Source organism: Glaciimonas sp. PCH181, assembly GCF_003056055.1.
In the GTDB taxonomy this organism is placed as follows: domain Bacteria; phylum Pseudomonadota; class Gammaproteobacteria; order Burkholderiales; family Burkholderiaceae_D; genus Glaciimonas.
Genome location: NZ_PYFP01000003.1, coordinates 329,666 through 349,093, shown reverse-complemented (window position 1 = coordinate 349,093; position 19,428 = coordinate 329,666). Strand labels below are relative to the sequence as shown.

The 19,428-nt window shown below is 51.7% G+C and carries 12 protein-coding genes; 10 read left to right on the top strand and 2 right to left on the bottom strand.

The genetic code is table 11. The annotated features are described in order from the left end of the window. Positions 1 to 7 precede the first annotated feature (7 nt). The 5 genes from C7W93_RS22230 to C7W93_RS22210 are packed head-to-tail and all read left to right on the top strand — an operon-like array spanning position 8 to position 6,494. Positions 8 to 1,909: a (Fe-S)-binding protein gene (locus C7W93_RS22230; protein WP_201747343.1), complete on the top strand. Its 1,902-nt coding sequence runs from the start codon at positions 8 to 10 to the stop codon at positions 1,907 to 1,909. After that, positions 1,910 to 3,121 (top strand): electron transfer flavoprotein subunit alpha/FixB family protein, encoded by a 1,212-nt coding sequence (locus tag C7W93_RS22225; RefSeq protein WP_108442512.1) that lies wholly within the window; start codon positions 1,910 to 1,912, stop codon positions 3,119 to 3,121. Continuing rightward, positions 3,118 to 3,915 (top strand): drug:proton antiporter, encoded by a 798-nt coding sequence (locus C7W93_RS22220; protein WP_108442511.1) that lies wholly within the window; start codon positions 3,118 to 3,120, stop codon positions 3,913 to 3,915. Before C7W93_RS22225 ends, C7W93_RS22220 begins: the two co-directional genes overlap by 4 nt. 43 nt (positions 3,916 to 3,958) lie before the next feature. Continuing rightward, entirely contained in the window at positions 3,959 to 5,224 is a 1,266-nt protein-coding gene (locus C7W93_RS22215) for an SRPBCC family protein (RefSeq protein WP_201747334.1), read from the top strand. A gap of 19 nt (positions 5,225 to 5,243) precedes the next feature. Beyond that, entirely contained in the window at positions 5,244 to 6,494 is a 1,251-nt protein-coding gene (locus tag C7W93_RS22210) for an FAD-binding oxidoreductase (protein WP_370446517.1), read from the top strand. A 47-nt stretch (positions 6,495 to 6,541) separates the two neighbouring features. Here the strand turns inward: C7W93_RS22210 and C7W93_RS24705 are convergent, their stop codons facing one another. After that, complete coding sequence (locus C7W93_RS24705; RefSeq protein ID WP_161539971.1) at positions 6,542 to 6,700, bottom strand: hypothetical protein; 159 nt, start codon at positions 6,698 to 6,700, stop codon at positions 6,542 to 6,544. 51 nt (positions 6,701 to 6,751) lie between these two features. Between C7W93_RS24705 and C7W93_RS22200 the strand changes: the two genes are divergently transcribed. From C7W93_RS22200 to fdhA, 5 genes are all read left to right on the top strand, one after another. Then, positions 6,752 to 7,630, top strand: coding sequence for a glycine betaine ABC transporter substrate-binding protein (locus tag C7W93_RS22200; protein WP_108442508.1), 879 nt, complete (start codon positions 6,752 to 6,754; stop codon positions 7,628 to 7,630). A 535-nt stretch (positions 7,631 to 8,165) separates the two neighbouring features. Beyond that, entirely contained in the window at positions 8,166 to 9,356 is a 1,191-nt protein-coding gene (locus tag C7W93_RS22195; RefSeq protein ID WP_108442507.1) for a glycine betaine/L-proline ABC transporter ATP-binding protein, read from the top strand. Further along, positions 9,349 to 10,257, top strand: coding sequence for a proline/glycine betaine ABC transporter permease (locus C7W93_RS22190; protein WP_108442506.1), 909 nt, complete (start codon positions 9,349 to 9,351; stop codon positions 10,255 to 10,257). The genes C7W93_RS22195 and C7W93_RS22190 overlap by 8 nt, the downstream gene beginning before the upstream one ends. A 103-nt stretch (positions 10,258 to 10,360) precedes the next feature. Beyond that, positions 10,361 to 11,488 (top strand): GlxA family transcriptional regulator, encoded by a 1,128-nt coding sequence (locus C7W93_RS22185; protein ID WP_108442505.1) that lies wholly within the window; start codon positions 10,361 to 10,363, stop codon positions 11,486 to 11,488. Between the two features lie 168 nt (positions 11,489 to 11,656). Beyond that, positions 11,657 to 12,859, top strand: a complete 1,203-nt coding sequence (gene fdhA / locus C7W93_RS22180; protein WP_108442504.1) for a formaldehyde dehydrogenase, glutathione-independent — start codon at positions 11,657 to 11,659, stop codon at positions 12,857 to 12,859. Between the two features lie 345 nt (positions 12,860 to 13,204). Here the strand turns inward: fdhA and C7W93_RS24700 are convergent, their stop codons facing one another. Beyond that, the gene (locus tag C7W93_RS24700) at positions 13,205 to 18,814 is read right to left on the bottom strand and encodes a hypothetical protein (protein ID WP_161539970.1); all 5,610 of its coding nucleotides are present in this window, start codon (positions 18,812 to 18,814) and stop codon (positions 13,205 to 13,207) included. Positions 18,815 to 19,428 lie beyond the last annotated feature (614 nt).

Genomic DNA, 19,428 nt, shown 5'->3' with positions numbered 1-19,428 from the left:
CTTTAATTTGAATCCCATCATCACCGCGCTGTTCTGGTTGGCCGTTGTCGGCCTGCTGTCCGGCCTGATGCGGCGCGCCACACTCTGGCGTGCGGGTCGTACCGGAGCGGTGGCGCCGGTGCAATGGATCGCGCTGCTAGCGGTTCCGAAGCGTTATTTTGTCGATTTGCATCACGTCGTCGCACGTGATCCCTACATCGCGCGCACCCATATCGCGACAGCGGGCGGGGCGATTGCGGCGATGGCGCTGGTCGCTATTAATTACGGTTTTATGCTGTATTGGCCAGCACTGAACGCCGCGATTGCCTTGTTTGCGATTGTCATGCTGATTGGCGTCCTGTTCGTCTGGCATCGTCGCCGCACACCGCCTGCACGGTTATCGTTAGGTGCGTGGAATCGCTTGCCGTGGGTGCTAGGCGCATTGGCGCTGGGATTGTTGCTGATGGGCATTTTGCCAGTCGGCGTGTTGTCTGGATTGACGGCTGCGCTCACGGTGCTGCTGCTAGGCTTCGGCGCCTGGAATATGACAATCGGCATCGGTCGCGGCGGCCCGATGAAACATGCTTTAGCCGGGCTGCTACATCTGGCGTTCCATCCACGTCCAGAGCGTTTTAATAAAGCCGGGCCAGTAAAATCAGGTACGCCAACTACAGCACTTAAACCGCTGATATTGGAACAGGGCGAGCTTGGTGTCAGCAAGCCGGTGGAGTTTCGCTGGAACCAATTACTCAGTTTTGACGCCTGCGTGCAATGCGGAAAGTGCGAGGCAGCTTGTCCGGCGTTTGCCGCAGGCCAGCCGTTAAATCCTAAAAAACTGATCCAAGACATGGTGGTCGGCATGGCCGGTGGCAGCGATGCCAATTTTGCCGGTAGCCCTTATCCCGGGATTCCGTTAGGCAAACATCAGGGCGGCCCGCAAAAGGCGATTTTCCCCGGTCTGATCACACCAGATACACTTTGGTCCTGTACTACTTGCCGCGCTTGTGTTGAAGAATGTCCGATGTTGATCGAGCACGTTGATGCGATTGTCGACATGCGCCGCCATCAGACATTGGCGCATGGCGCGGTGCCGGGTAAAGGCCCCGAGGTGCTTGCTAACTTGCGGGAGACTGGGTCCGCCGGCGGTTTCGATTTGAATGTTCGCTACAACTGGTCCATTGATTTGAATGTCCCGCAAGTCGTTCCGGGTAGGTCTGTGGACGTTCTGTTGGTGGTGGGCGAGGGTGGTTTTGATATGCGTTATCAGCGCACGCTTAGAGCATTGGTCAAAGTCTTGCAAGCTGGTAGTGTTGACTTTGCAATATTGGGTGCGCTGGAAAGTGACACTGGCGACGTTGCTCGTCGTCTTGGTGATGAGGCAACTTTCCAGTCCTTAGCCGGGCGCTTGATCGCCACTTTATCGACACTGTCGTTTAACCGCATCGTCACCGCCGATCCGCATGTCATGCATAGTTTGCGCAATGAATATCCGGCGTTTGGCGGTCGTTATGAAGTATTGCATCACACGACGTTTATGGCCGCGTTGGCAAAGCAGGGCAAGATTGTGCCTCGCGTCGCGGTCGATAATGATCAGCGCTTTACGTATCACGATCCTTGCTACTTGGGGCGTTATAACGGTGAGATAGAGGCGCCGCGCGATTTGCTAAAACTGCTCGGTTTGCCATTGCATGAAATGGCGCGTAATGGCATGCGTGGACGTTGTTGTGGTGGTGGCGGCGGTGCGCCGTTAACTGATATTCCCGGTAAGCAGCGCATCCCTGATATCCGGATTCACGATGCCCGTGCTGTGCGTGCCGACACTGTCGTGGTAGGTTGTCCAAATTGCACTGCAATGCTGGAAGGTGTCGTCGGGCCGCGCCCTGATGTGCGTGATATTGCAGAGCTGGTTGCTGCAGCGCTGGAGGCTTAAATGGAGTTGAATATTCATTCAATTAGTGGTGGCGTCCACATAGATAAAAACCGCATCAATCCACGTCGCCCTTTTAGCGTGACTGCCGACGGTATAAAGCGTTTTGTACTAGGCGAAACCGCCATCGGCGAGGCGTCTGAAGTGCACGCGCAAGTAGCAGGGCACAATCATCAGCAAGCAAAACCTTTGCGCACGATACAAGCCACGGTCAAGTCTGTTTTAGCCGTAGCCCACACCGATCGCGGTACGTTGGATGAGCATTCCCGCCAAGTCATCGCAGCGGCGGTTTTGTTGGCCGATGCAGTGACGGAAGTCGTCTTGCTGGTATTCGGCGAATTGAGCGATGACAGTGCTGCGTTGGGCGCTGATCGGGTGGTGGTCTTGCCGCAATACGGCAGCCACGCATTTGCGCCGGAACAAGAATTGGCAGCGTTACGCAATCTGATCGAGGCTTTGCAGCCAGAGCATATTTACATTCCCGACTGCGCCATAGCTGGCGGAGATTTGGGGCGACGTCTGGGAGCCTCTATGGCAGATGTCAGCATCGCCACGCACGTCGTCGAGATCAATGCAGCAGGATTGGCAACCTATCGTCAGCAACGCGCAGTGATGGCACGTCGCAGTTTATCGCGCATCATTTTGCTGGCAGCGGATGTTGTCGACACACGTTTGCCCTTTTTAGGACGCGGCGAAATAGACGAGAAATTGGTCGCCACGGTCAGCGCAGCCGCTGAAGTCGGCGCAGTACATAAAGTCCTCTATCGCGACCTCGGCATCAGCGTTTTAGCCGCGTCGCAAATGGCATTGGATGAGGCAGATTTTATTGTGTCGGCTGGCAATGGTGTCGACAACGTCAGCACTTTCAACGCGCTGGCAAATGCGTTGGAGGCCGCCGTCGGCGCAAGTCGGGTTGCCGTCGATGATGGAAAATTCAGCCGCGATCAGCAAATCGGTGCAACCGGGAAAACCGTCAGCGCCAGTACTTATCTGGCGTTTGGCATTTCTGGCGCGGTCCAGCATTTGCAGGGAATCAAGGATTGTCGTCATGTTATTACCGTCAATCTGGATGCCAGCGCACCGATGATCAAACGCGCCGACCTCAGCATCATTGACGATGCGCACGCAGTGATGGAAGCATTGCTGGTGCAAGTAAAGCAGGCGCGCAATGAGAACGGCACTGATGATGTCGCTACAGTAGGGAGCGCAGCATGAACACACTCTTACAACGCATCGCAGTGCTGGTGTCAGTCGGCCGCCATCCCGTTAGCGGCGTTGCCCGCTATAGCCGAAATGATGCCGCTGCACTCAGCATGGCGGATGCGCTGGCGGCGGCAAGTGTCGGTATCAGTATTGACATCATCCACGCTGGCAATCCCGACAATCCTGCGCTATCGGATTATCTGGCCCTTGGCGCAAAAAACCTTAAAGTCATCAATACCGCAGCCGATCAAGACATCCTTCCCGGCTTGAAACCGCCGCTGGAAAACTACGATCTGGTGCTATGCGGCAGCCGTGCCGAAGGCGGCGAGGAAAGCGGTCTGGTGCCCTATTTATTGGCAAGCCAATTAGGTTGGCCGTTGATTGCCGGGGTGATTGCGGTCACGCCTGAAACGGACGGCGGCGGCAATGGGGTGTTGCTGAAACAATTTTTGCCTAAAGGCCGTCGTCGTGAGATTGCTGTCTCGTTGCCAGCGATTTTGGTGGTGCATCCATTGGCCCCCTCAACGGTACGCTATGCCTACGCCAATTTGCGGGCCGGTACGATTCATCGGCAGGCGGCGCAAAACGCATCGCCTGCGATGGCGCAACAAGACTGGATACTAGCCCCTGCCAAAGCCAGGCCGATCAAGCTCGTGGCGCAAGAAAAGCGTTCCGGCCACGCCCGCATGTTATCGGCAACGGTCACAGAAAGTCGCGGTGGAAAAGTGATTCAGCAAGGCAGTCCGGGTGACAAAGCACAGGCAGTGCTGGCCTATCTGCGCGAACATCGATTGATCGATTATTAGCACGCGAGTTTAAAGCAGCAAGTTCTGAACAGGATGTTGATCAATGCACCACATGGAGAAGAATGTGAAAGTATCCAAACAGATTCAAGACCTGATCGCTAATCGTCTGCAAGGGCATAGTCTGGATGCACCTTTTTATCTGAGTCAGGAAATCTTTGATTTGGATATGCAGGAGATTTTTGGCAAGCACTGGATTCAGGTCGCCATCGATCCGGATATCCCCGAGCCGGGCGATTACGTGACGGTGGAGATTGGCAAGAATTCAATCGTGATTGTGCGCGATGACGACATGTCGGTGCGTGCGCATCACAACGTCTGCCGCCATCGCGGTGCACGGCTATGTTCCGAGCATAAAGGCTCAGTCGGCAATCTGGTCTGTCCTTATCACCAATGGACTTATAACCTGACCGGCGAGCTGCTATTTGCTGAGCACATGGGCGATCAGTTCAAGCACAGTGACCACAATCTGAAATCGGTCCATGTTGAAAATCTGGCCGGTTTGATTTTTATTTGTCTGGCTGAGACGCCGCCGCAAGATTTTTCGGTCATGCGAGATGCGATGACGCCTTATCTTGCCCCGCATTTTTTGCAAGATTGCAAGATCGCTAAACAAGTCGATCTGATTGAAGAAGGCAATTGGAAGCTGACGATGGAGAACAATCGTGAGTGTTATCACTGCGCGACCAATCATCCAGAACTGACCGCATCGTTATTTGAATATGGTTTCGGCTATCAACCATCGCCCAATAATACCGAGCAGGTCGAAGAGTTTACGCGCTTGGCCGCCGAGCGCAGTGCGCAGTGGGAAAGCGCGAACTTGCCATCCAAAGAAATCGACCGCCTAGACGATTTGATCACCGGCTTTCGTACGCAGCGCCTGCCGCTAGACCGGGGCGGCGAATCTCAAACACTGGATGGCTGCGTTGCTTCCGGCAAATTGCTCGGTGAGTTTGATCGTGCAGATCTGGGCGGCTTGTCGTTCTGGACTCAGCCCAATTCCTGGCATCATTTTATGAGCGATCACATTGTCAGTTTTTCAGTACTGCCGATAGCGCCGGGAAAAACCCTGGTCCGCACCAAATGGCTGGTGCATAAAGATGCGCGTGAGGGGATCGATTATCAACTCGATAATCTGACGGCGGTATGGAACGCGACCAATGATCAGGACAAAATGTTGGTCGAGCTGTCGCAACAGGGGGCAAATAGCCCGGCTTATCAGCCGGGTCCTTACTCTCCCTTTACTGAAGGGTTGGTAGAGAAATTTTGCAAATGGTATATCGATCGCTTGAGCGATGCGATTGCATCTTAAAATGTTGCTGGAGCAGACTATGGAAATGTGCGTGGATATGGTGAATAATGTCACGTCTGTGCAGCAAAAACCTCCTGAGGCCGTTGTGCATAAAATCAATCAGGAAAAGTTTTGGGATGCGCTGCCGCCGCTGTGGAATAGCGACATTCAGGAGACGCTGAACTGTGTACAAGTACGGGCCGAGACGCACGATGTAAAAAGTTTTATCTTTGCGACCCCGGATAACCGCAGCTTTACGTTTCAACCGGGTCAGTTTATAACGCTGGAACTGGAGATTAATGGTGAGGCGATCAATCGTTGCTACACGATCTCATCGTCGCCTGCTCGCCCGCATACACTCTCGATTACGGTTAAGCGCGTGCCTGGCGGTCCGGTTTCGAACTGGCTGCACGATAATCTAAAAGCAGGCGATAGCGTGCGCGTATTGGGTGCCGCCGGCGAGTTCACTTGCGCCACTTTTCAGGCTGCCAAATATCTATTTTTGTCGGCGGGTTCTGGTGTCACGCCATTGATGTCTATGACGCGCGCGCATTACGATCTGGCCGATGATCGCGATATTACGTTCATCCACAGCGCCCGCACTCCAGACGATATTATTTTCGAGCGCGAACTGGCGCTGATCGCCAGCAATCAACAACATTTTCGTGCTCGTTTTATCTGTGAACGTTTGGGGGCGCGGCGTGACTGGCATGGCCCGACCGGGATGTTGTCATTACCAGCACTGGTGTTAATGGCGCCCGATTTTATGGAACGCGAAATTTTTGTCTGCGGCCCTGCGCCGTATATGAAGGCGGTGCGCACCATGTTGGATCAGGCCGGATTTGATCGACAGCACTATCACGAAGAAAGTTTTTCTTTCGAGAGTTTGCCCGATGAAGTCCGGGAAGAAGTGCAGGAAGCTGTTACAGTCGCGCATGCTGAAACGGTCGCAGAAACCGCTGCCAGCACACCCGCGATAGCAAGTATCCCTTATGAACCCCTCGCTACGACAGTATTACTTGCCGCTGACAGTTTCAAAGTCATGTTTCAGAAAAGTGCGCGCGAAATTGTGTGTGGTGCGCAGCAGCATGTTTTGGAGGCCGCCCGCGCTACCGGGGTGCGATTGGCGTCATCCTGCGCGCAAGGAATGTGCGGTACGTGCAAAGTCAAATTGATTTCAGGCAAGGTTGCCATGCAGCACAAAGGTGGTATTCGCCAGCGTGAAATCGATCAGGGGATGGTGTTGCTGTGCTGTAGTAAGCCGTTGACCGATTTGGTAGTGGATAAATAAAGGCAAAAGCCGATTGCCATTTTTTTCAGCGTTATTTTTACTGTTATTCAGGTCAGGACCGCTAGTAATTTAGTGATGATTTCAGGATCAGGTGTAGCCGTCGTAATTGTGCCAATTTCAGTCGTAAATGGCGAACTTTCAGCGCTGCTGATAGACGATGATGAAAGCGGTGGAAGGTAAATGTCATTGACTACTTGTTCCTCCATTAAAGCGCCATCCAATACCCCATTAGTCATTTCACATTTAAGAGGTTTTCAATGAAATTGAATCCATATTCTCTGGTCACTAAGTTGTGTTGGCTTAGTCTCGCATTTGGCGTGTCTGCTGCATCGAGTTTAGCGGTTGCAGAAACTAAACCCGGCATCAGCATCGGCTATGTGGAGGGTTGGTCCGACAGCGTCGCTACCACTTACGTTGCCGCGCAGATAATGCGTAAAAATCTTGGTTACGACGTTAAGTTGGTGCCGGTGGCTGCCGGTTTGATGTGGCAAGGCGTGGCGCGTGGCGATCTGGATGCGACGATGTCGGCATGGTTGCCCGCTACGCATGGCGCTTATTACGATAAGTTAAAGGACAAAGTGGTTGATCTGGGCGTGAATTTTCATGGCGCCAAGATCGGGCTGATTGTGCCGGAATACGTTACGGCAAAAACGGTCGGTGATTTGCAGGCGCAAAAGGCCGCATTTGATGGGCGCATCGTGGGTATTGACGCCGGTGCCGGTGTGATGACCAAGACCGAACAGGCTATCAAGGATTATGGTCTGGATTACAAGTTAATGCCAAGTTCAGGAAGCGGCATGACAGCCGAACTGGATCGCTCTATCCGTGCACATAAATCGATCGCCGTCACCGGCTGGATTCCGCATTGGATGTTTGCCAAATACAAGCTGAAATTCCTTGATGATCCAAAGAATGTTTACGGTGATGCCGAACACGTTGACAGCGTTGCCAATCCTGGCCTTGCAGCCAAGGCTAAACCCATCAATGATTTGCTAAAGAATTTTTCCTGGAAACCGGGTGAGATCGATAGCGTGATGCTGGCTGTGCAAAATGGAGAAAAACCGGACGTTGCCGCCGAAAAGTGGGTGAATGCGCATCCTGATCGCGTCAAAGAATGGTTGGCCGTGGCGCAATGACGGTTGGTTGCGACAAGGATCGATGATTATTTGATTTTTACATAAATAAACGGCGCAGATTGCGCCGTTTGTGCATTTTGCTGCGCTGCATGGTGGATCATCGGTTGTCTTAAGACGACAATGAGGCGTCGTTTTCGGCATAAGAATGACGACTCGAAAGTGGCTAATTGCGACAACTTTGGGATGGCCAGTGACCAGAAAAGGGCATTAAAGCGCACGCTAGCCCTATTAGTCATGGCACGACAGTTGCATCGTCGTTTTTGAGTAAGTGGTTGTCGTAAATTTTCATCCGGTATAAAACCTTTCTCGCGACTATGTTACTGGCTTATAAAAATAACGATGGCGGGTAAACGCGGTAAAAATCAAGCGCAAAACGTTCCGCTAAGGCAATACAACGCAACACAACGCAATACCACGCAACCTAATGCACCAACGCAATGCATCACCGCATCAGAAAATAAGTGATGTACTCCACATCTACCGTCGACGGTGATAGCAGCACGGTAACAGCACATGATCGATCAGGAGGCAGTGAATGAAATCGGGAAAAGTGGTCGTTGACCATCTATACAAAGTCTTTGGCGATAGCCCGGAGACAGCTTTGGCAATGCTTAAAAAAGGCGCTTCAAAGGATAAGATTTTTGCTGAAACCGGGCAAATTGTCGGTGTTCAGAATGTGTCATTTGAAGTCCAGGAAGGTGAAATATTTGTGCTGATGGGGTTGTCCGGCTCGGGTAAATCCACGCTGATCCGCCTTATTAATCGTTTGGTTGATCCCAGCGCGGGCAGCGTCTGGGTCGATGGGCAGGACGTTGCCGCGATGACCAGGGCCGAACTGATCAAATTGCGCCGTCGCGATATGAGCATGGTGTTTCAGTCGTTCGCGTTGATGCCGCATCGCACCGTGTTGTCGAATGCCGCGTTTGGGCTGGAAGTCGCGGGCGTCGGTAAAAAAGAACGTGAACGTCAGGCCATGACGGTGTTGGAGCAAGTCGGTCTGGCACCCTTTGCCAACAAATTGCCATGCGAATTGTCGGGCGGGATGCAGCAACGCGTCGGTTTGGCGCGTGCCTTGTCGGTGAATCCCTCGCTGATGATTATGGATGAGGCATTTTCGGCGCTCGATCCGCTCAAGCGTAAAGAAATGCAAGACGTCTTGCTGGAACTGCAAAAAGAACAACGCCGCACGATTATCTTTGTGTCGCACGATCTGGAAGAAGCGCTGCGTATCGGCAGCAGGATTGCGATCATGGAAGGCGGCCGCTTGGTGCAAGTCGGCACGGCGCAAGAAATTATCGATAACCCGGCTGAGGAATATGTTCGGGCCTTCTTTGACGGCGTCGATACCAATCGTTATCTGACCGCCAGCGATTTGATGCAAACCAACTTCGTTCCGCTGCTGACATCCGCCGATGCGCTAAAAGCCAATCCGCAGTTACACGCCGCTAGTCGTTCGGATTACGCCTTTGTGGTCGATGGCGCACGCAAGGTGCAAGGCATCATGCCGACGCGCTGCTTTGCCGATGCCAATGGCGTGGTGCAACCGCTGACCATGCAACAAGTTGAATTGATCCACCATCGCACCACACTGGATGTGGTGATGTGCAAGCTGATTGCCAGCCCGATTCCGCTGCCGGTGGTAGACGCCGACGGCTGTTATTGCGGCGCGATCAGTCAAGCCATGGTGCTGCAAGCATTATCAAAAACCGGAGGCGCACATGTCTGAAATGATTCCGCTCGGACGCTGGGTTGATCAGGGCGTTCACACTTTTCTCGATAAACATGGCAGCAGTTTTGATGCCTTTGGCAGCGCCATCAGCTGGTTTGCCGAAGTCATTGAGCATGGCTTGCAAATCCTGCCGATTTGGGCGTTGGTCGGCTTCTTTATTATCATGGGGGTCTGGCGCGTCGGCTTTAAGTTTGCGTTGTTTACGCTGGTCGCTTTTCTACTGATTCTGGGTACCGGATTTTGGGATCAGACGGTTGTCACGCTGGGGCTGACAATCTCGGCCACGATCATTAGTCTGGCGTTGGGGATTCCGATGGGGATCTGGGCGGCCAAGAGTAAACGGGTCGCGATGATTGTGCGGCCTATTCTGGATTTGATGCAAACCATGCCAGCGTTCGTGTATTTGATTCCTGCCGCGATGATGTTTGGTCTGGGCCGAGTGCCAGGGATTATTTCGACCGTGATTTTTGCGATGCCGCCAGCGGTGCGCCTGACCGCGCTGGGGATACGCCACGTGAATAATGAGATCGTCGAAGCAGGACAGGCGTTTGGCTGCACCTCCTGGCAATTGCTCTACAAAGTACAATTTCCCAACGCGTTGCCGTCCATCATGGCCGGGATAAATCAGACCATTATGATGGCCTTGTCGATGGTGATTATTGCGTCGATGGTCGGCGCAGGTGGGTTGGGAAATGACGTACTTGCCAGCATTCAGCGACTGGATATCGGGCTTGGATTTGAGAGCGGATTAAGCGTAGTATTACTGGCAATTATTCTGGATCGGATTACCGAGAGTTTTGGTACGACGCCAGAAGCTGGCAAGGTGCAGCGCTTCTTCAAATTACGCAAAATGTTTAGCAAGCGCCGGGCAGCATTGGCCACCAGCGGGGCTGCCTGAGTCGCTTGCATTAGTGGATTATTTTAGTGGGTGTGGAATAGCGTAAATGAGTGAGGGGTTTCCCTCATCCATGGATCGGATGCATAGATCGGATGGAGATAGCATGTCGCCACAATCAGTATCCACAATAGCGCACCAACCTGGCACCGCGCAGCCGGACGAAGCTTCACCACTTGGCGTCACCCATTTTGGTTTTCTGACGCTGCCCAACTTCTCAATGATCGCGTTTTCCAGTGCCATCGAAGTGTTGCGCATGGCTAACTATATTAGCCGCCAGACGCTGTATCGCTGGTCTGTCATCAGTCTGGATGGTCAGCCGGTTCCGGCCAGCAATGGTTTGCCGATTTCACCGACGATGACGTTGGAACAGGCCGGGATTCCCGACGTGTTATTCGTCTGCGGCGGTGTGAATATCCGCGAAGCCGTAAGCCCGAAGGTATTCGAATTTTTAGCGAAACTGGCGCGCAGCAATGTCAAATTAGGCGGCATTTGCACCGGCAGTTATGCATTGGTCAAAGCCGGATTGATGAACGGCTATCAATGCGCGATTCATTGGGAAAATCTCTCTGCATTGCGCGAAGAATTTCCCAAAGTCCAGTTTTCTGAAGGTCTGTTCGCCATCGACCGCGATCGCCTGAGTTGTTCCGGCGGGACTGCGCCGATAGACCTGATGTTGCATCTGACCGCTAATCGTTACGGCAGAACTTTATCGGCCGAAATCTCAGAGCAGTTTATTCTGGAACGCATCCGCGATAGTAACTATCAGCAGCATATTCCGATCGCGGCGCGACTGGGATTCAGTCGCAAGGAATTGATCGAAGTAGCGCGACTGATGGAAACCCATATCGAAGAAACCTTATCCTTCGATGAGATCGCCAGACTGGTCGGTTTGTCGCAACGCCAGTTGCAGCGCATGTTTAAATATTATCTGGACGTCACACCCACGCATTACTACTTGCAATTACGTTTGCGGCGCGCCCGCGAATTGCTGCTGCAAACGACGATGTCGATCATGAGCGTGACAGTCGCTTGCGGTTTTCAATCATCCTGTCACTTCAGCAAAGCCTATCGTAATCAGTTTGGCCGATCCCCCAGCAGCGAACGCCATCTGCATCATCCTTTTCTGGCTGCCGGTGGATTATCGCTGTCGGCGATCTCGGTCGAGGAAGTAATTACTGCCGATAGCGCTGCCAATATCACTGCCGACAACGTTGACGCAGACAGACAATAGAACGTCGCAATCTATCCACGTTAGGCCTCTGACCACGTGTAATTTGAGGGTGTAGTTTCAGCTGAATGCAGCCTGGAAACACCCGCTGGATTTTTTCGTTTTTTTCGATTGAATGATGAAATTATCTAGCGGTAAATACACACTCTGATGCACTCAGGAGGAGATCATATGTCAGAAAATCGTGGTGTCGTTTATGTCGGTGACGGCAAAGTCGAAGTACATTCCATTCCTTTTCCCAAGCTGGATAATCCGCAAGGCCAGCGGATTCAGCATGGCGTTATTCTGAAAGTTGTTTCAACTAATATTTGCGGTTCCGATCAGCATATGGTGCGCGGTCGGACCACTGCGCCAACTGGTTTGGTGTTGGGGCATGAAATTACCGGCGAGGTGATTGAGTGCGGTTCGGATGTCGAGACCTTGAAGAAGGGGGATTTGGTATCGGTGCCATTTAATGTTGCCTGCGGTCGTTGCCGTACTTGTAAAGAGCAGCATACCGGCGTGTGCGAAACGGTGAATCCGGCGCGGGCCGGTGGTGCTTATGGTTATGTGGATATGGGCGGATGGATCGGTGGGCAATCAGAATATGTGATGGTGCCGTATGCGGATTTTAATTTGTTGCGGTTTCCGGACAAAGATCAGGCGATGGCGAAGATTCGGGATTTGACGTGTTTGTCGGATATTTTGCCGACTGGCTATCATGGCGCGGTGACGGCGGGTGTTGGTCCGGGGACGACGGTGTATGTGGCTGGCGCGGGGCCGGTTGGGTTGGCGGCGGCTGCGTCGGCCCGGTTACTTGGTGCTGCGGTGGTGATTGTCGGAGATGTGAATCCGTTGCGGTTGGTGCACGCGCGCAAGGTTGGGTTTGAGACGGTTGATTTGTCGTTGGATGCCACGTTGAGTGATCAGATTGAAAAAATTCTGGGCACGCCGGAGGTGGATTGCGCGATTGATTGCGTTGGGTTTGAGGCGCGTGGGCATGGTCATGCGGGGGCGCAGGCTGAGGCGCCAGCGACGGTGTTGAATTCGTTGATGGAGATTACACGGGTGGCGGGGAAGATTGGGATTCCGGGGTTGTATGTGACGGAGGATCCGGGTGCGTCGGATAGTGCGGCCAGAAAAGGTAGTTTGAGTATTCGGTTGGGATTAGGGTGGGCGAAATCGCATAGTTTTCATACTGGGCAGACACCGGTGATGAAATATAACCGTCAGTTGATGCAGGCGATTTTGTGGGATCGGATTCGTATCGCGGATATTGTGGGGGTGGAGGTGATTTCGTTGGATCGTGCGCCGCAGGGGTATGAGGAGTTTGATGCAGGTGTGCCGAAGAAGTTTGTGATTGATCCACATCAGTTGATTGGGCGGGCTGCTTAGTTAGTGAGCTAGCCAGCACTCGCTTGGTTAGGGAGGAGTAATTGATAGCCTGATGACCAATTTGGTGATCAGGCTTTTTGGTCCGCTGATCGGCGCCCCGATGTATCTCCGGCCTGACCTCCTGCAGCCTCAGCTTGATCTGGCGCTGCCAAACTTGTTTGCAAACCGATGTCTATTTCGCAGATTTCCGATCGGTTTATTGGGCTTGTCGGGGATGCGGGCGCGCTGGACACTGCCAGCATGCGGTGTGCGGACGATAGGCGGCATTGGAGTAATCCTCTAGAGTGAGATTGCAAAGGTGCTTTTGCACGATCGCGGTTATTCCGTGGCGAAGCGGTAATGCGCCTAAAGTTGATCGCTCAGCGCGGCATTTTCGTCACGCGTGCGGCGGCAAGCGGACAGAACATTTTTTTGCATGTTCATGGTTGCGACCAGATCAGCCGGATCGGTAATCGCCGCGCTGGTCGCACTCGGCGATTTATAGTTCGCCTCCTTCAATACCCAATCCACGAACGGGACGATTTCGCCACGGCTTTCGCAGGCGTTCTCGCCCTTCAATACCGGTACGTCTAGTAACATTTCTAAACCGATTTGTACGACCAGCCGCATAAAGGATAGCGGCGCAGGGCCGTTTGTCGTTAAATACATGGATGGAGATAGCGTCGGATCGGTGAAATACACGGTGCGGGTCTGCTGATCAACGCGATGACTTGCGACAAAGCGATCGAGGATATCGGGACTTGTTTGACGGTCCACATAGACTAGTCGCCATGGATTGGCCGCTGAAATACTATCGCCGTATTTGGTCATCAGTTGCGCCCACATACCGTTATTCTCAAATAGCTGACTGAAAATTCTGAGAAAGTTGTCGCGGTATTGCTGGTTAATTTCTCCGTCGGCGATGCTAATCGTACTGAATAACGGTTCAGAATACGGTGGCCGTGGCAGTTCTGCCATACGCGCCAGCATGGGCTTGACGGTCATGTTTTGCTCCGCGTTTGATGAAAAAACCGCTAAGCGTAATGACGGCGGCACCAGTTGCGCCAAGACCTTCATCGACACCCGATTTTCCCAGGCTGTTAAACGGGCTTGGTGAAGGCGCACGCGCAGTTCTGGCGGGCTGGTAGGCTGGTGGTGAGACCAGCGTTCATAGGTTAGCAAGCCGACTTGATCCAGAATGATATTTGCTAGCATGACCGTCGGGCCTTGCGTATAGTCGTCTGCATACGCTGGTTCTTTTTGTCGTAAAAATATGTCTAGCCAGAGCTGCAAATAGAGCCGTTCCGGAGAGGGTTTCTGGGGTGCCCCGGTCATATCGAAATCTTGCCGCAGATGCGGAAGTTGATCAATCACGGGCATGCAAAGTAGTTTTGATCTGACCTTCAGATGCGGTGCTTGTCCATAAATGATGGTCCATTTTCCACGATCCATCTTGTCGGCATTTATAATCACTCGATAAGTCCAGCTATTTTCATAGAGGAACGTAAATAGCGCGCGCGGATCGGGGTGCGGTTGCAGGTTGATATCGGTTACGCTGACGTTAAAAGTTTTATCGAAGATTGCGCTGCCATTGTGGTTAGAAAAATCGGTCAGATCATCCTTCATCTTCAACAGCAACGCTAGAGAAGGCGCCGCGCTTATCAGACGCCCGCCGATGGTTAACTTCGCACCCTGTAACCCCTTGGGAAATTTGTTCGAATAGAATGCGCCAGTGAAGCTGTCTCTGGCCAGCAACTGTCCGAAAAGAAAATTCTGGTCAGCTAAAAAATTGTCGTTGTAGTCCGCGCCATGCATTTTATAGGCGGTAGTCACACTGCCTTCGATGGCTATCCGGATAACGTTGAATGAGGCGTTGCCCAGCGTTATGTTGAGATTGCGGAACTTACTGCGCGCTAATACGCCGTCATCTTCCAGCAACCGTTGTTCAGGCCGGTTAAAACGCGCTGTAATGTTTGTGGATGGTGTTGCTGACAATTCCGGTAATGTCGGCATCGCTGTTGCCGATGTGCTCATCCATTCCACCGCGTAATCGCGCACGGCATTAATGTATTTTTGATGCGGCGGCCCGTTGGAGGTGGCTTCCGGGTATACCTGTTTGGCTGCGCGTATTGTCAGCCATACTGCCCAGTCTTGAATGGAGGTGGGTGCAGGCGTATCGCCCAGGTAGCGTTCCAGAAACGTGTGCATTAATGCTGCTATGCTCGCTGGTGAACTTCCGCCCAATACCTGCGTACGTATCTCGCTACGCACTAGCCTTTTTGCAAAACTACGCAGCGTTGGCGATATGGGGGGATGCGCGTCCGCAGCAAGGTTGGATTGGTTCTTGGCAATATCGTACAAACCATTCGAGGCCGCTATCAGGCGGTCGAGTGTTGCCACCGGATATGTTTGCGTCAAATGCTGCATCCACGTCGCCAGTCCCGGAACTGAGAGGCGCTGCGCCAGTAAGCTGTCCCACAGTATTTCCAGTTTTTTCGGGTCTGCTCGGGATACGCCGTTTTCCAATGCAAGCTGCAACGTAATGAGCTGATTAAAAAACGTGTCGACATCGCCGGCATGCGCGGCGGCTATCAAGTCTTTTCCATCTGGAAAAAGGGTCAGCATCTTATCCACGGCAGCTTCTGGCGTACCGATGGGATAATGTTGGGAAAACCCGGTCTGGCTGCGGACTTCTTCTAGCAATGCGTGTTTTTCGCGGTAGCTAAAAACGTTCATGCCGATCACTTGCAGCAGCTCGGGGCGACTGCCGAAGTCCCGTAAATTTAGTCCATATGAACCGGCAAGTGTCATGCCGTTGAACCTTAGTGAGCGCAGCACCGCAGAAACCAGTTTTGGCTTGGCTTGTTCAAAGCCCAGTGCCCGGATTAATGTGTCGCGTTTTTGTACAAGGCTATTTTCAATATCGTAGGTGTTGGGCATTCCGGCATCTTGTTGTTTCAGGTGATCATAGGACCAAGCTACCTGATCGAAACAGCCAGGAAACAGCAGGGTATTTAGTTCGAAATCATGCAAGAAAATAGTTGCCTGTTGGACGGAGTAAGGCAAGAGGCTATTAATGATCGGCGGCGTTAGATGACTAATGGTAGTGTCAACCGCATCCGTGCCATTAAGGTACTGAAAGTTACTGAGGAAGACGCGAATTTTTTCCGGCGAGTTGATCAGCAAAGCTTTTAGTAAGATGGTTGATGGACTTGTGCGCATGATGTGGCGCGTTGCCGTGTCTTGCGTGCGCTCTGCCATCAAATTTTTTTGCAGCTCGTAATAAATACGATCAAAGGTGGCTGGGTCCGGTGGCTGCAGGTAACACTCGTGGGCCAGTTTAAGTCTCTCAGTCGGGGGAATATTCTGACCCTCATCGCGCAGTTTAAATTTTACATCGATCATTTTCCGCGCAGCAACCGACAAATTTTCCCATTCGATTTCGGGCTTATATAAGCTTATTTTTGTGAGCGTCTTGTTGACGGTGCTGTCAAAGTGATCTCTTAGTGCAATGGCACTTTCGAGAGATAAATTAAATACTTTCGCCAAAAGAACACTGCGAGTGCCTTCTATCTTTTCCTCTATGCACCGGGCCTGACAATGAAGGTCGGGCGTTTCAACAATCCTGCCAAAATTGATATCATCATCCGGGGTTTGATTGGTTGCGGGATTAAAGTCGATTTCGGCTGTGGCAATATCATCCGGTATTGAGGACATCGGATTTTGGACTGAACCGGACGTACCATTCGTCGTCATGATTCTTACCCATAAGGCACCGTTGAAACGATTGATGTAGTGCGGCTTTTCCAGATGCATGGGGGGATGTTTTTCATCATAGGTCCACACTGGCGCAGGTTTTGCCATAATGATAAATTGCTCTTCACCTCCTGCAATATGTGCACAACCATCCGCACCCAACTTGAGTGCATCGACAAGGTCGAACGCTTCGATCGCGTTCCGGTCTGCGCCAATAAATTCATTTCTATAGCCGACAACGACGCCTTGATCCAGCTTTACCAACGTATGTTTGAGTTCTTTTTGTTGGCTGATAAGCGCTATTCTGGAACCTCGCGGAAGTTCAATAATTTGTGCCTGACTGCTAATGACGATCGGGGCGGTACCAAGAAAGGCAGAAAAATTCAGCTTGTTTGTATTTGCTGACAATTCGTCAAGTTCCATTTTTGTAATCAGTCCGGCGCGATATTCCAGCCGTCCGACTACATCCCAACTCATCGCCTTATGCATCAGTCTTTTGGCGAGACCTCCCTCGGGTTCTGCTACGGCATTTTGGGCTAGATAAATAAATTTTTCATGGGCTGGCAGGTTCATGAAGTTTTTGTAATTGGTGGCCCATTCTGCCAGAGCGGTCTCTTCAGCCTGTTTTGCGTCAGATGTGGATTTAAACCTGTGGATGATCTTGGCTGCCTGCTTATGGATGATCGTTTTATGTCCTAAAAAGAAGCTCATCCCCACTATTTCAATGGCTAATCCCATAAGAAAATTGCTTCGGTACTCTTCTGCTGCGATAGGGTTATCGGCAACCAGCGCCATTCCTGCATCGGGCAGTGTGACCATTATTCCGGCGATAAACAAGATCAGGGAATTTGCCTGTGGTGCGCCTATCACCAGCATGGCTTTCATTAATGTCTGAGCCATCCCCAGCCCGAGCATTGTCCATTTTTCAGCATTGGAAAGAATCGCCAAATCCATATCGTTGGCGAATTTTTGGACGGCTGCATTCCATATGATATTGACAGCGGTATCTCGTTTGGCGAATGCTAAAGAGGGGGGCCACATGTCTCGTAACGGCGGATTGCTCCAATGTTTGGCAAATAATTGATCGCCTTTCTCAATTACCGTTTTTGTCGGTAACCCCCTTTTGACGGCTTCCCGGATACGCGGGTCATCCAGCCGGAAAGTTGCCTCCTTGACGACGACCGGCATCAGATCGCTATCCATAAAGTAGAGAACGCCGTTGGTATTCTTTTGGGTCGGAGGCGTCATGATCATGCCGGCCACCGTTATTCCCTTGTATTTAACTTCTCTGCAATTGTTGAGAAATTCATTTAGTTGTGTATCGCTATCCGCTGGTACCTTAGAGAAGGTGCGCGAAAATTGCTCTGACAGGCTTGCCTTAATCCCTCTTCTTGCAGCGTCATAAATAGGCCCTGAGGCTAAACGCAGCGTCATAAATTTCGTAAACGTGCGCCACAGCCAACCATTCGTCAGCAAGTTTTGTAGGTGCGGTGGAATATTGTCCGGCCAGTCGTATTTTATATCCGCGTTATGGGCTGTTATATGGCCAGCTTTTTCTGCAATCAAATAAAAGGGTAATCCGGCCGCAATCTCTTTTATGTTCCAGCTATTGGTATATTTAGTCCCGTGTTCTTGCGTGGGGAGCAACTGGGCATAGGGGGCGTTGACGTTGCGCACATCGAAAAATACGCCATGGATCACCTGGTAGATATCTTTCTTTTCCAAGCCCGCATCTTCAAATAAAATTCCCAGCGCCTCATCTATGAATGTTGTGAACGTATCAGAAAATGGATTAAATGTGAAACGGGCATAAAACGCTCTTTCTAATCGATGGCGTTCTATTTCAACTCTTCTTTGTTCCCTTCTGCCATCGATAATTATTTTCCAGGATTTACCCAAAAAGGCAGTATTTTGCGCTGCTTGCACACCCGACATCAGAAAACATCCGCTGGTTTGTTCTTGCTGGATTGTTGGGGCAGCCGGGGCATGCTGCAACATCTGCGTCAAATCCGTGAAGAAGTTTTTTTCCGCTGGTGCCTGATCTTCGCTTGGTAGAAGTTGTTGTTCTGCACAGTGGGTTGCGCTAGGAACGACAATCGGGTTGATCACTTCGGTGGACTTTTGCGGCAGGACTATCGCTGCGCTATGGCGAGATTTATCCACCTGATTGCCTGAGCGCGGCAAGGGTGAATGATGATTTTCCCGGTCTGCTGTATTCATCGATAGTGGCGGCGCAATATTGTGCGCACCATTAAATGTAAGAGCAAGTGCGTGATTGTTTTTTGTCGCCTCCTCCTGTGTGCTCGCCGCGACAGCGCTCAGCAGAAGCAGGGGAAACAACGGCAACAAACTGACATGGTTAGTCGTGCGCCTGTTGTTCCGCATACAAAGGTCGGGTCGGCTCTCTCGAAGCCGGAGTGAACAGGATCGACTGCTTGCATAGTTGTTTGAGAACCGGGCATCTTTCCTGATATCCCCGACTGGTTTACTGAGCGGTTGTGGACGGTAGCTACGGCCAAAATCGGATTTTTGGGAGATACGGTTCATCTTCGTCGTTCCTTAGCTTGGATGCTGATCGTGTAAATCGGTGGAGAGGGGCGACGCCATGATGGGTCAGAGGGCCACGCAGAGATGGCATAGTATGCGAGGGCAGGTAAATTATCTGAGTGATATTTCTGTAAATGATCATTTTTTGAACGTTGCATTTCTTGTTAATTGGCTCCGCATTACATTATTTTTTAGCAATGAATACTGCGCAGAGTCTGTTTGCAGGTTCTTGCTTACTCAAGGCCGCAATCACCGCAAAAGCGACAAGCTGTCGGAAAAATACAAGC

Bases quoted from the DNA above. Each gene is read 5' to 3' on its own strand.
- C7W93_RS22225 (WP_108442512.1), top strand. From the start codon at position 1,910: ATGGAGTTGAATATTCATTCAATTAGTGGTGGCGTCCACATAGATAAA.
- C7W93_RS22220 (WP_108442511.1), top strand. From the start codon at position 3,118: ATGAACACACTCTTACAACGCATCGCAGTGCTGGTGTCAGTCGGCCGC.
- C7W93_RS22215 (WP_201747334.1), top strand. From the start codon at position 3,959: ATGCACCACATGGAGAAGAATGTGAAAGTATCCAAACAGATTCAAGAC.
- C7W93_RS22210 (WP_370446517.1), top strand. From the start codon at position 5,244: ATGGAAATGTGCGTGGATATGGTGAATAATGTCACGTCTGTGCAGCAA.
- C7W93_RS24705 (WP_161539971.1), bottom strand. From the start codon at position 6,700: ATGGAGGAACAAGTAGTCAATGACATTTACCTTCCACCGCTTTCATCA.
- C7W93_RS22200 (WP_108442508.1), top strand. From the start codon at position 6,752: ATGAAATTGAATCCATATTCTCTGGTCACTAAGTTGTGTTGGCTTAGT.
- C7W93_RS22195 (WP_108442507.1), top strand. From the start codon at position 8,166: ATGAAATCGGGAAAAGTGGTCGTTGACCATCTATACAAAGTCTTTGGC.
- C7W93_RS22190 (WP_108442506.1), top strand. From the start codon at position 9,349: ATGTCTGAAATGATTCCGCTCGGACGCTGGGTTGATCAGGGCGTTCAC.
- C7W93_RS22185 (WP_108442505.1), top strand. From the start codon at position 10,361: ATGTCGCCACAATCAGTATCCACAATAGCGCACCAACCTGGCACCGCG.
- fdhA (WP_108442504.1), top strand. From the start codon at position 11,657: ATGTCAGAAAATCGTGGTGTCGTTTATGTCGGTGACGGCAAAGTCGAA.
- C7W93_RS24700 (WP_161539970.1), bottom strand. From the start codon at position 18,814: ATGAATACAGCAGACCGGGAAAATCATCATTCACCCTTGCCGCGCTCA.